This window comes from Streptomyces sp. 2-1 (assembly GCF_048564895.1).
Lineage (GTDB): Bacteria > Actinomycetota > Actinomycetes > Streptomycetales > Streptomycetaceae > Streptomyces > Streptomyces phaeochromogenes.
Genome location: NZ_CP183383.1, coordinates 10,977,012 through 10,989,206, shown reverse-complemented (window position 1 = coordinate 10,989,206; position 12,195 = coordinate 10,977,012). Strand labels below are relative to the sequence as shown.

General features: G+C 69.8%; 11 protein-coding genes. 4 read left to right on the top strand and 7 right to left on the bottom strand.

Annotation, left to right across the window (positions count from 1 at the left end):
• The first annotated feature begins 16 nt into the window (after positions 1-16).
• Genes ACN20J_RS48015 through ACN20J_RS48005 form a run of 3 tightly spaced genes read left to right on the top strand, consistent with a single transcriptional unit; the run spans position 17 to position 3,527 of the window.
• Positions 17-1,177 (top strand): thiamine pyrophosphate-dependent dehydrogenase E1 component subunit alpha, encoded by a 1,161-nt coding sequence (locus ACN20J_RS48015; RefSeq protein WP_419668590.1) that lies wholly within the window; start codon positions 17-19, stop codon positions 1,175-1,177.
• Positions 1,174-2,148 (top strand): alpha-ketoacid dehydrogenase subunit beta, encoded by a 975-nt coding sequence (locus ACN20J_RS48010; RefSeq protein ID WP_419668589.1) that lies wholly within the window; start codon positions 1,174-1,176, stop codon positions 2,146-2,148. The genes ACN20J_RS48015 and ACN20J_RS48010 overlap by 4 nt, the downstream gene beginning before the upstream one ends.
• A 17-nt stretch (positions 2,149-2,165) precedes the next feature.
• Complete coding sequence (locus ACN20J_RS48005; RefSeq protein ID WP_419668588.1) at positions 2,166-3,527, top strand: dihydrolipoamide acetyltransferase family protein; 1,362 nt, start codon at positions 2,166-2,168, stop codon at positions 3,525-3,527.
• A gap of 81 nt (positions 3,528-3,608) precedes the next feature.
• Here the strand turns inward: ACN20J_RS48005 and ACN20J_RS48000 are convergent, their stop codons facing one another.
• The 3 genes from ACN20J_RS48000 to ACN20J_RS47990 are packed head-to-tail and all read right to left on the bottom strand — an operon-like array spanning position 3,609 to position 6,096.
• The gene (locus ACN20J_RS48000; RefSeq protein WP_419668587.1) at positions 3,609-4,670 is read right to left on the bottom strand and encodes a threonine aldolase family protein; all 1,062 of its coding nucleotides are present in this window, start codon (positions 4,668-4,670) and stop codon (positions 3,609-3,611) included.
• 29 nt (positions 4,671-4,699) lie between these two features.
• Positions 4,700-5,275, bottom strand: coding sequence for a helix-turn-helix domain-containing protein (locus ACN20J_RS47995; RefSeq protein WP_190231500.1), 576 nt, complete (start codon positions 5,273-5,275; stop codon positions 4,700-4,702).
• Positions 5,272-6,096 (bottom strand): metal-dependent hydrolase, encoded by an 825-nt coding sequence (locus ACN20J_RS47990; protein WP_419668586.1) that lies wholly within the window; start codon positions 6,094-6,096, stop codon positions 5,272-5,274. Before ACN20J_RS47990 ends, ACN20J_RS47995 begins: the two co-directional genes overlap by 4 nt.
• A 245-nt stretch (positions 6,097-6,341) precedes the next feature.
• On the opposite strand from ACN20J_RS47990, the gene ACN20J_RS47985 reads away from it, so the two are divergent.
• Positions 6,342-8,453, top strand: coding sequence for a LamG-like jellyroll fold domain-containing protein (locus tag ACN20J_RS47985; RefSeq protein ID WP_419669089.1), 2,112 nt, complete (start codon positions 6,342-6,344; stop codon positions 8,451-8,453).
• Between the two features lie 150 nt (positions 8,454-8,603).
• Here the strand turns inward: ACN20J_RS47985 and ACN20J_RS47980 are convergent, their stop codons facing one another.
• The 4 genes from ACN20J_RS47980 to ACN20J_RS47965 are packed head-to-tail and all read right to left on the bottom strand — an operon-like array spanning position 8,604 to position 12,150.
• Complete coding sequence (locus ACN20J_RS47980; RefSeq protein WP_419668585.1) at positions 8,604-9,536, bottom strand: hypothetical protein; 933 nt, start codon at positions 9,534-9,536, stop codon at positions 8,604-8,606.
• Positions 9,533-10,015 (bottom strand): hypothetical protein, encoded by a 483-nt coding sequence (locus tag ACN20J_RS47975; protein ID WP_362303457.1) that lies wholly within the window; start codon positions 10,013-10,015, stop codon positions 9,533-9,535. The genes ACN20J_RS47980 and ACN20J_RS47975 overlap by 4 nt, the downstream gene beginning before the upstream one ends.
• A gap of 3 nt (positions 10,016-10,018) precedes the next feature.
• Entirely contained in the window at positions 10,019-11,209 is a 1,191-nt protein-coding gene (locus tag ACN20J_RS47970) for a macrolide family glycosyltransferase (RefSeq protein WP_419669088.1), read from the bottom strand.
• Positions 11,210-11,235: 26 nt separating this feature from the next.
• Complete coding sequence (locus ACN20J_RS47965; protein WP_419668584.1) at positions 11,236-12,150, bottom strand: patatin-like phospholipase family protein; 915 nt, start codon at positions 12,148-12,150, stop codon at positions 11,236-11,238.
• Positions 12,151-12,195 lie beyond the last annotated feature (45 nt).

The window sequence follows — 12,195 nt, the reverse complement described above, 5'->3', positions numbered from 1 at the left end:
CGAAACGAGAGCCGTGATGCCACGTAAGCAAGCCAAGCCGACCGCAGGCGCCGAGCCCGCCGACGGTCCGATCCAGTTGCTCTCCCCCGAGGGGGTGCTGGAGCCGGACAGCAGGCTCGAACTCCCTTCCGCGATCGATCTGTTGGCCCTCTATCGGGACATGGCACTGGTACGCCGCCTGGACACCGAGGCGATCGCGCTCCAGCGCCAGGGGGAACTGGGGCTGTGGCCCTCACTGCGCGGCCAGGAGGCCGCCCAGGTCGGTGCGGCCTACGCGCTGGCCGAGCAGGACATGGTGTTCCCCACCTACCGTGAACACGGTGTGGCCTGGTGCCGCGGGCTCGATCCGGTGTCGCTCCTCGGTCTCTTCCGCGGTTCGACCCTGGGCGGCTGGAACCCGTACGAGCGTCGTTTCGGCCTCTACACCCTGGTCATCGGCGCACAGACCCTGCATGCGGTCGGCTACGGCATGGGCCTGGTCCGGGACGACGTGATCGGCTCAGGAGACGACTCCCGCGACACCGCGGTGCTGGTCTTCCTCGGTGACGGGGCTCTGAGCGAGGGCGAGACGAACGAGGCGTTCCTCTGGGCCGCGGCCCAGAACCTCCCGGTGGTGTTCTTCTGCCAGAACAACCAGTGGGCCATCTCCGCTCCCTACAGCGTGCAGAGCCGTGTGCCCGTCGCTCAGCGCGCGGCCGGCTTCGGCTTCCCCGGTGTGTCCGTCGACGGCAATGACGTACTGGCCTGTCTCGCGGCGACCCGTGAAGCGCTGACCCGTGCCCGGTCCGGCGGCGGGCCGACCCTGATCGAGGCGGTGACCTACCGGATCAACGCACACACCACCGCCGACGACGCCACCCGTTACCGCCCGTCCGCCGAGACCGACGAGTGGGTGGCCAAGGATCCGTTGGAGCGGCTGCGGCTTCATCTCACCGCGAGCGGTGGTGTCGGTGGTGTCGGTCAGGAGTACTTCGCCGACATCGAGCGACGAGAACAAGAACTGGCCGAACACCTCAGGGCCGGCTGCCGGGCACTGCCCACTCCGGACCATGCCTCGTCCTTCGAGAACACCTACGCCAACATGCCGCCCGAGCTCAAGCGTCAACTGGCCGAGCACTCGGAGTACCTCGCCGCCGGATTCCTCGCCGCCGGCCAGGAGATCGGAGCCACTCGATGAGCATCTCCATGGTCAAGGCCCTCAACAACGGGCTGCGCAAAGCCCTGGCTGACGATCCCAAAGTCCTGCTGATGGGTGAGGACATCGGGCGGCTGGGCGGGGTGTTCCGCGTCACCGACGGGCTCCAGAAGGAGTTCGGCAGCCTGAGAGTCATCGACACTCCCCTCGGTGAGGCGGGCATCGTCGGCTCCGCGATCGGTCTCGCCCTGCGCGGCTACCGCCCGGTGTGCGAGATCCAGTTCGACGGTTTCGTCTACCCGGCCGTCAACCAGATCATCAGCCAGCTCGCGAAGCTCCGGCACCGCTCGGGCGGTGTGATCACCCTGCCCGTGGTCATCCGCATCCCGTTCGGTGGCGGCATCGGCTCCATCGAGCACCACTCGGAATCGCCCGAGGTCTACTTCGCCCACACCGCCGGGCTCAAGGTCGTCACCTGCTCCAACCCTCAGGACGCGTACGACATGATCCGCCAGGCCGTGGACGACGACGACCCCGTGATCTTCCTGGAGCCCAAGCGGCACTACTGGACCAAGGGAGAGGTCACCGACGAGCCGTCGACGCCGACGCCGTTCGACCGTGCTCGTGTGCTGCGGGCCGGCACCGACGCCACACTCATCGCGTACGGCCCCATGGTCCCGGCGGCTCTCGAAGCGGCCGATGCCGCTGCCGAGGAAGGACGCAGCGTCGAGGTCATCGACCTGCGCAGCCTGTCGCCGCTGGACCTGGACACCGTACGGGAGTCCGTCCACCGCACCGGCCGGGCCCTGGTCGCCCATGAGGCCTCGCTGTCCCACGGGTTCGGGGCGGAGCTCGCCGCGAGGATCCAGCAGGAGGAGTTCCACTTCCTCGAAGCGCCGGTTCTCCGGATCACCGGATACGACACCCCGTACCCGCCCAGCCGCCTTGAGTCCGACTGGCTGCCGGGGGTCGACCGGATCCTCGACGCCCTCGACCACAGCCTGAGCTACTAGAGGAGGGGCAGGTCACCATGTCGAAAGAGCAAGTCTTCCTGCTGCCCGACGTCGGCGAGGGCCTCACGGAGGCCGAGATTCTCCAGTGGTCGGTGCAGGTGGGTGACTCCGTGGAGATCAACCAGGTCATCGTCGAGGTGGAAACGGCGAAGGCCGCCGTCGAACTCCCCTCTCCGTATGCGGGTGTTGTCGGGACACTGCACGCGAAGGAAGGGGAGACCCTGCCTGTGGGCAAACCCCTCATCACCGTCCTCAGTGATGTCACCGTCCTCAGTGATGTAAGCGGCACTCCCGTTGTGACGGAACCTCCGTCCACGGACGCGGCGACGGCTCCTGACAGGGAGGCGCTGCTGGTGGGGTACGGCCCGCAGGAGAGTAACGGTCGCCGCAGACGTCGTCGGCCCGGGGCCCCGCCCGCACAGCAGACGGCAGCGCCAACTCCCGTCCAGGCACCGGCCGCAGCACCGGCAGCGGCAACCGCCACAGAGCGGACGGCGGCCAAGCCCCCTGTCCGCAAACTCGCCAAGGACCTGGGGGTCGACATCACCGTCGTCACGCCCACGGGCCCTGGGGCCACCGTCACGCGTGACGACGTACGCCGGGCAGCGGAGGTCGAACTCGTGGCGGCGGAACCTCCGAAGCTCGGGACCCCGGAGACCTCGGAGACCTCGGCCGAGACCCGCATCCCGATTCGCGGCGTGCGCAAGCACACGGCCGCCGCCATGGTCGCTTCCGCGTTCACGGCACCGCACGTCACCGAGTTCATGACGGTCGACGTCACGGCGACCATGCGACTCCGTGACACCGTGGCCGCCCGCCGCGAGTTCCGCGATCTGCGCGTGACACCGCTGCTGTTCGTGGCCCGGGCACTGCTGCTGGCCCTGCGCAACACCCCTGAGGCGAACGCCAGTTGGGACGAGCCGGCACAGGAGATCGTACTCAAGCACTACGTGAACCTGGGCATCGCCGCCGCGACCGGGCGAGGGCTCATCGTCCCCAACATCAAGCACGCCGACCGAATGTCGCTGCGCGAACTCGCCGAAGCACTCGCCGCTCTCACCAGCACGGCCCGAGACGGCAGGACAACGCCCCAGTCGATGACGGGCGGGACCATCACCATCACGAACGTCGGTGTGTTCGGCGTGGACACAGGAACGCCGATCCTCAACCCGGGTGAGGCGGCCATCCTCGCCGTCGGCGCCATCCGCCGCACCCCCTGGGTCGTGACCGACGCGTCGGGCGCCGAGACGATCGAGCCAAGGTGGGTCACTCAGCTGGCACTGTCCTTCGACCATCGCCTGGTGGACGGCCAGCAGGGCTCGCAACTACTGGCCGACCTGGCCTCCTTCCTGCACGACCCGGGGCTGGCGATGCTCTGAGGGGACGTGAGTGCGCTGGACGTACTCACGGCGTGCGCTGGACGCACTTATTGGCCAGGTGTGCCCGTCCCCGGGCGTCGGTCAGTGTGTGTGGCGGCGGACCGCGTCGAGGAGCTGGTCGATGTCGTCGGCGCTGTGGGAGAAGGCGGTGACGAACCGGACGATGCCCGGCTCCCAGCGGTCGTGGTAGAAGGCATAGCCCTCGGCGAGGAGTCCTTCGGTGACCTCCTGGGGCAGGCGGCAGAAGAGGATGTTGGCCTGCGGTGTGGCCAGCAGGCCGGCGCCGGGGATGGCCTTGAGGCCGTCACCGAGCCGGGTGGCCATCGCGTTGGCATGGCGGGCGTTGTGCAGCCACAGGCCGTCGGTGAGGTACGCGTCGATCTGGGCCGTGTGGAAGCGCATCTTGGAGGCGAGCTGGCCGGCGCGCTTGGCGCGGAAGGCGAGCTCGGCGGCGAGTGCGGGGTCGAAGGAGACGATGGCGTCGGCGGTCATCGCGCCGTTCTTGGTGGCACCGAAGGACAGCACGTCGATGCCGGCCTTCCAGGTCATCTCGGCCGCGGTGGCACCGAGATGAACCAGGGCGTTGGCGAAGCGCGCGCCGTCCATGTGGACGCGCAGTCCGGCGTCCTTGGCGATGGTGGACAGTCGGCGGATCTCCTCCAGGGTGTAGACACTGCCGCTCTCGGTGGCCTGGCTGATGCTCACCGCGGACGGCTGCACGCTGTGCACGTCACCGGCCCGACGGCGCACCGCCGCGTGCAACGCATCGGGGTCGATCTTGCTGTCGGGGCCCGGGACACCGACGAGCTTGGCACCGTTGGTGAAGAACTCCGGGGCGCCGCATTCGTCGGTGTTGATGTGGCTGTCGGGGTGGGAGAGCACACTGCCCCAGGGCGGGGTGAGAGCGGCCAGGCTCAGGCCGTTGGCGGCGGATCCTGTGGAGACCGGGAAGATGTGGACGTCCCGCTCGAAGATCTCGCCGAGCCTGCGGCGGGCGCTGTCGGTGTAGGGGTCGTTGCCGTACGGGAGGACCTGTCCGGTGGCGGCGTCGGCGACGGCCTGGGCTATCTGCGGGGACGCCCCGGCCATGTTGTCGCTGCTGAAGGCACGGCTGGAGGGGGTGATGGCGATGGCGGTGCTCATGAGGGGTCTTCCTAGGCTTGGGGAGCGTCTCAGGTGCTGATGGGCGAGGCGAAGACGACGGTGATGTCCACTTCCTCGGCACCGGTGCGGTAGAAGTGCGGGGCGTCTCCGGCGAAGGCGAGCATGTCGCCGGGGCCCAGATCCTGCGGGGCGTCGACGGGACCGGCGGTGACGTGCCCGGTGGCGACAAGCAGGTGCTCGATCGTGCCGGTGGCGTGCGGGACGCCGGGCAGCTCCGTCTCGGCCGGGATGCGCAGCCGCCAGATCTCCAGGCTGTTGCCGCTGCTGATGCGGCGCAGCAGTTCCCGCGAGACCTCGCCGGGCTCGACGTCCGTACCCGGCCGGAACACCGGCCCGGTGTCGGCGTCACGCGCCAGCAGGTCGGCGATCGGGATGCGCAGTGCGATGGCGATCGCGTCGAGCGTGTCGATCGTCGGATTGCCGTTGCCGGCCTCCAGCTGCGACAGCGTGGCCTTGCTCAGCCCGGCACGCCGGGCCATCTCGGCGGCACTCATTCCGCGCTGCTGACGGCGCAGCCGGATCTTCGCACCGACCGCGGCTGCGGTACTGCTCACCGGCTGACGGCCGGACGGCGGGGGCGTCATTCAGTGGCTCCTACGCGTTTCGGTGCCTGGCACGCGGGGTGCGGCACGTGGGGTGCGGCGTACGGCAAGTGTGTCCCGGCGCAGGACACCTGCGTCGCGGTAAAGGGCACATGCGTCGCGGAGTAGGACACGCGGATGCGGCCCTTCTTGACCTTGAGCGTCGGCAGCACCACTTCGGCCAGGTCGCCGAGGCTGCGCACGTGCGTGCCCCCGCAGGGCGCGGAGTGCAGCTCGTCCAGGTGCACCACGCGCCGCCCGTCGGCGAGGCACCGTGCGAAGACCGGCAGATCGTCGGCGACCACGGCTGCCACCGCGTCGCGCAGCACGGCAGTCACCTCCTCCCGCCCTTCCGGGTCGGCCAGCCGTGTGTCCGCCCGGGGAGCCTGGAACTCGATACGCGCCTGACCGGGAAAATGATTACTGGCGACCATCTCCCACCCCTGCATCCGCCCAACCGCCTCGACGAGGTGTCCGGCCGTGTGCAGTGCGGCGTGAGCTGTCCGGGCCCGAAGGTCGATCCGGGCCCGCACCTTCTGTCCCTCGGCGAGGGGCGGAAGGCTGCCGCCCCCGGGCACCGTCGCCACGACCAGCCCCGACTCACGGTCCCGGACCGGGATGATCTCCGTGTCCTCCAGCCACCCCCGGTCCGCGGGCTGACCGCCGCCCTGCGGATGGAACAGGCAGTGCTCGACGGCCGCCCATGGCGTTCCGCCCTTCTCGCCGACCGCGATCACCCGCGTATCGACTTGCTCCAGGTAGGTGTCATCGAGGTAGGCACTGACTTGCGCGCCTACCCCAAGAGCTCCGGCTGAGTGAACCATGCGTTCACTATACCGAACCATCGAGATGCAGTGAACCTGACGTTCACTTTACTGAACACTCTGGTCGAGGCGTCGACACTGCGAGCGGGATGTCAGTTACCGGCGTTGGCGTGCGGGAAAACCCTTTCGATCCATGTCAGTGGTCTCTGTTAACTTCAGGCGCTCGTGTGAACCACGAGCCTCAAGCGCTCACAGGGGAGGGACACTTGACCAGGTTCAGAAGGACGGGCAGACGCAGACGGACGGTGGTGGGGAGCTGCGCGGTGGCGCTGCTCGTCACTGCTACCGGGACGGCCTACGCGGTGGACAACCTGCCGCCGAAGCAGCCGCTCGTCCAGGATCTCCAGTCGGGAAGCAAGGCCTGCGCCACCGGCGACGACACAGCGTACGTTTCGGCGCCGCCCAGGCTCAATGCGGTGCTGTACGACCCGGAGGAGGACAACCAGCCCTCCGAATTCAGCCCGGTCAACGGCGAGTTCGAAGCCTGGTGGACGGACGCGACAGGAGTGGAACAGCGGCGCAGCCACAGCACCGTCACCCAGCCGTCGGGGGCGCACCACTACTGGACGATGCCGGACGACATCCCGGCGAACACCGTCGTCTCCTGGCACGTCCGCGCGAACGACGGCAAGGCCACCTCCGCGTGGAGCGACGAGGGCGACGGCTCGATCTGCTCGTTCGTGTACGACAACGTGAGCCCGGCGAAGGCGACGATCACCTCTCCCGAATACCCCAACCCCGAGGACGTGTTCTGGGTGGACGGAGTGGGCGTCTACGGCCACTTCACCGTGGACTCCCCCTCCGACGACGTGGTGTCGTACACGTACGGTTTCGTGGGCGGCCCTTATGGAACCGTTTCCGCGGAGCGTCTGGGCGCGGCCGTGACCATTCCGTACCTGCCGCTTACTTCGGGGCCCAACTGGCTGACGGTCCGCGCGATCGACCGGTCGGGCCGAAGCAGCGGGGAATCCCGGTACGAGTTCAACGTGAAGGCCGGCCGTGCTCCCGTCGCCCGCTGGAAACTTGACGATCCGGCGGGCTCCCGCTCGGCCGTTGCCGAGACCGGCACCGCCGCCCGTGCCGGCACCGGGGTGACGTTCGGCGGCCCGGTGCCCTCGGGCACCAAGACCTCCACCACGGTGGCTCTCGACGGCAGCGGCCACGGTTTCCTCACCCCGGACGCCCCGGCGACCGACATCCGCAAGACCTTCGCGGTGAGCGCGTGGGTACGGCCCGCCGAAACCGGCCGGAACATGACCGTCGCCAGCCAGGACGCCAACGGGGCGCCCGGCTTCGGCCTCGGGCTGCGCCGTCAGGACACCGGTTCCGCCTGGTCGTTCGCGATCGGCTCCGCGCGGGTGTCCGGCGGCACCCCCGAGACCGGCGAGTGGGCCCATGTGCTGGGTCTGTATGACGCCGAGACCGCAAAGGCGCGGCTGTACGTCAATGGCCAAGAGGTCGGGACGGCAGCGGACGCGGCTCCGGCCGAGGCGGCCGGAGCTTTCCAGATCGGGCGTGCCCGCGGAGCGGCCGGCTATCGGGACCGGTGGCAGGGGGACATCGGCGACGTACAGGTTCACGACCGGGTCGTGGTGCCGGGCGAGGCAGCCGGACTGGCGTACCGCAAGCCGAAGTTGCTCGGCCACTGGTCGCTGGAGAACGCGACGGACGGTGCGAGTCCCGAGCAGTCCGACGGCGTGCCCCTGCGGCTCGGCACGAGGGCTTCGATCTACCGGGGCTCCGACAATTCCTGTATCCCGGACCTCGACCCCGACTGCACCTTCGTGCCGCCGCCACTCGTCGGCGACGGGCATCTGCGTCTGGACGGCGAGAGCGGGTATGCCGCTGCCGCGGGGCCCGTCGTGGACACCAGGGACAGTTTCACGCTCGGTGTGGTCGTGCGCCTCGCGGACTCCGAGCCCACCCACCCGATGACCGTGCTCTCGCAGGCAGGCGAGCACACCGACGCCCTCAAGGTGCGTTACGTGCCGTCCACTCATACCTGGCAACTGGTGATGCCGGAGAAGGACGAGGCCGGAGCCCAGGAGAAGGTGGTGTCCCAGATCGCGGGCGCGGACGGGGGCGAGGGCCAGGGCCAGCGCCTCGCCGTGGTCTACGACGACGCGACCGACACCATCAAGCTCTATCTCGACGGCTACACCAACGCCCAGGCGACCGCGAGCCTGCCCAACGGCTGGAACAGCAGCGGTGCCCTGCAGATCGGCCGGGCCAGGGCCGGTGACGGCTGGGACGAGTACCTACACGGCGACGTGGACGAGGTACAGGCCTATTCCGGCGCGCTGAGGGACAGGGACATCCCCGGACTGGGGTGGGGTACTGATCCTTGTCTGTGCTGATCCCTGATCCCTGACCTCCCCGGCGGCCCGCCCGAACCCAGGTTCCGGCGGGCCGTCCTGCTTGGTTCGCGGGAAGCAATCGGCAACATCGGGGGCACTGTTCCCGGCCGGTGGCCTATGCACCACCCGCTCCGCCCAAGCCCCTCGTGGCTACGGGTCATTGGGCGACCCGGTCGCGCTGTGGCGGTCACGGATGAGGGCGATCACCGTGTCGGCGGTGCGGTCGAGGTGGCTGCGGCCGTCGGGTAGTTGAGCCGTCGGGCTGACGTAGCTGGACGGTCCGACGTGGGTGGCCGGGTCGAGTCGGTGCACGGTGATTTTCCCGGCGCGGTGGGCCCGGTTCCATGCGCTCCCCCGGAACAGCGGCCAGCGCTGCGGGAAGATCCACGTACCGACTCGCTCGATCCGGTCGCTCGCGCTGGTCAGCCGGTGCAGGTGCTCGGCGCTGGTGAGGTCGTTGGCGCCGTTGTGGAAGCCACCGAGCGTGATCAGCAGGAGCGGGGAGCGCAGTTGGGTGTGCAGTTCGTCGACCGCGCCGCCGGCGACCTGGGCACCGCCGCTGTAGCTGAGCAGGACCACGGGGATACCGCTGTCGGGCCGGTAACCGGCGAGCCGGAGCTGCGTGGAGATCTGGGAGCCGACGGCACGGTTGTAGAGAGGGCGGTATCGCTGGTCGGCGGCGACGAAGATCTGCATGACGTTGTGCAGGAACAGCAGCAGGCCGATGCGGCGGCGCAGCCACTTCCACACCGGTCGCTCGGCGAGCGGGGCGGCCAGTGGCGAGTAGGGCTGCACCTGACCCAGTACCCGCAGCTCGGGAGCTCTGGCGATCAAGGCCTTGACCAGCTGGCCACCGTCCCGGCTGTCGCGGACGCGGCGCTTGCCGATGCCGTCCAGGTAGACCAGGTAGGCATCCGGGGGGCTGTCGGGCGCCGCACCCCTGGCGTAGGGCACGCCCTCCGGGAGCTCGGTGACGGGGTCCCGCCAGCCGGCGCCGTAGGCCAGCACCTCGTAGCGGGCGAGCAGGGCTTCCGCGATGAGGACCGGCCCGATCGCGAAGACCCAGAGCAGGTACGCGTTCATGTGACGGGCCCCCGTGCCTCGGCGGCGCTGATCCGCACGACCAGACGCCGAACGGCCTCCACGGCGATACCGAGCCCGGCCCCGGCGACGGCCACACATCCTGCGGCGCCCCACCAGCCCAGGTCGGTCGCCGCGGCGAGCGGGCCGGCCAGACCGGCACCGACCGCCACGAAGAGCAGCAGGTGGAGGAAAGGCCCGAGCAAGGGGAACGCCAGGATGGCGGCCAGCACCAGCGGGGCGACCAGATCGGGTGTCCAGACCAGCCCGTCGCCTTCCGGCGTCGAGGACAGCACCAGTTCGGCCAGGGTCCACGCGGTCAGCGGCCACAGCGCGAACACGGCAGCCTCGACGAGGCCACCGGCACAGAGCAGTCCGGCCACCCGGGTCCGCGACATGCCAGGCCTGCCCACTGCCACGGGCAGGATGCGCCCGGCGGCCTCCGAGACTCCGGCGAGCAGCAACAGGACGACGAGTGCCATGATTCAGCCTCGCTGGGACGGATCCACGGGGGCCGACCGACCGGCCACGACGTTCGTGTGCAAGTACCGCTCGCATTCGTCGGCGGCACGCCGGTATCCGCCCGCCTCGCGCTGAGCACCCTGCAAGGTGACCGCGGCCGCCCTGAATTGGGGTTCGTTGAGGAGACGCGCGGCGAGGGCACGTACAGAGTCGTCGGTTACGTCCTGCGTACGGATCGACAGGCCCGCGCCGAGCTCCGCGACACGACGGGCCACCATCGGCTGGTCGGCGCCCTGTGGGACCACCAGCATCGGAACGCCTGCGTACATGGCCTCGTTGACGCTGTTCATACCGCCGTGGGTGATGAACAGCGCCGCGCGGGCCAGTACTTCCGGTTGCGGTACGAAGCGGCGCGCGAGCACGTTGGGCGGCAACGGGCCCAGCGCGGCCGGGTCGGTCTGCCCGGTGGAGACGACGACGCTGCCGCCCAGCGGGGCGAGCGCCGTGGCGAAACCGCGCAGGAGTCGCGGGTCGGCGTTGAAGACTGTGCCGAGCGAGGCGTAGAGCACCGGGTCCCGCAGCTGATCGGCCGGGAACGACGGGTCGTCCGGTCGGGCGCCGATGCTCGCGCCCACGAACTGGTAGGACCGGTCGAACTCCTCGACGGCGGGCTGGAACACCCGTGAGGTGTAGACCAGGTTGAGTGGCTGGCGGATGTTTCCCAGGTCCAGCAGGGGCAGCCCACTCGTGTCGAAGCGGCGCAGCCCCCGGCGCGCGCGCAGGTAGCCCTTGAGGCTGTTCCGCCGAGTCGCCGCCTCGGCCAGCAGGGCCCATGAACCGCGGGTGGGACTGGGCACGTGATGGTTGAAGGCGAACGTGGTGAACGACGAAGCCGCCGGCACTCTGAGTTCGCGGGCGGCGACCGCGCCCCACAGACAGGCGCTGTCGTGAATGATCAGGTCGGGCCGGATCCGGCGCAGGTCGGCGAGCACCGGAGGCAGCAGGCGGACGGCTGTGCTCGCGAGCCCCTCCATCAACGTGACCGGCGTCGGCGGATCAGGAAGCGGCTGGTCGCCCCCGGGGTAGAGATACACCGTCGCACCGACAGCCTCGATCTCCTCACGGAAGGCGGGCGAGGTGTAGTACGTGACGGAGTGACCGCGGCGAACGAGCTCGGCCGCCACCGGCAGCGTCGGGTTGACGTGCCCGTGCATGGCGATGTTCAGGAACGCGATGGTACTCACAGGGCCACCTCCGGCACTGAGGAAGTCGATGCCTCGCCCGGGCCGTCCGAAGTCGCCGATGATTCCGGTGTCTCCGGTATCGCCGATGTCTCCGGGGAGCTGTCAGCCCGGTACAGGCCCGGCCCGCTGACGCGCAGGCCGTCGAGAAAGCGTCCCGCCGTGCGGGAAGCGGTGCTGATGAGCCGCTGGGAGTGTCCGAAGTCCCACGGGGCGGGCCATTCCTCGATGCCGGTCGGCAGCACGACGGTCGGGATGTGCTGGGCCACCTCGTTCAGATCACGCTCGATCTGATGGTGCATCAACAGCAGCCCGGCCCTCGCGGCGATCGCGTCGGCCCTCCGGCGCGGGACGATCGGGCTCAACGGTGAGCACTCCGGACCGGTCGACAGCACGACCACGCTGGCCGCCCCGGCCTGCAACGCCGCGAGCACCGGGACGTAGGCGATCACACCTCCGTCGACCAGCGTCCTGCCGTCTCGGTCCACCGGGGGCAGCATGCCGGGAACGGCCGCGCTGGCCAGCAGCGCGGACTCGAGGTCTCCGTGGTCGAGCAGTGCCGGACCACCAGTTGCCAGGTCCGTCGCCACCGCGGTGAACGGGACCGCAAGCTCCTCGATCCGGGAGGGCAGCCCGGCCCCGGCGATCAGTCGGCGCAGCCCGCGGTCGGTGAAGACACTGGCCCGCGAGGCGGGGAAGCCGAGCGGATATACCTCGCGGCGGCTCAACCGGGTCCATACGCCGTCCAGCCAGGGCGCGGCCGTGTCCGGGTGGGCGGCCGCTATGGCGCCGTTGAGAGCGCCCACCGAGGTGCCGATGATCATGTCCGGGACGAACCCGCGCTGCTCCAGAGCGCTCCCGACTCCGACATGCGCCGCTCCGAGCACACCACCGGCACCCACCACGACGGCCACGGGACGGGGAAGGGCGTGCAGGCCCGCCGATGCGGGACCCTCGGG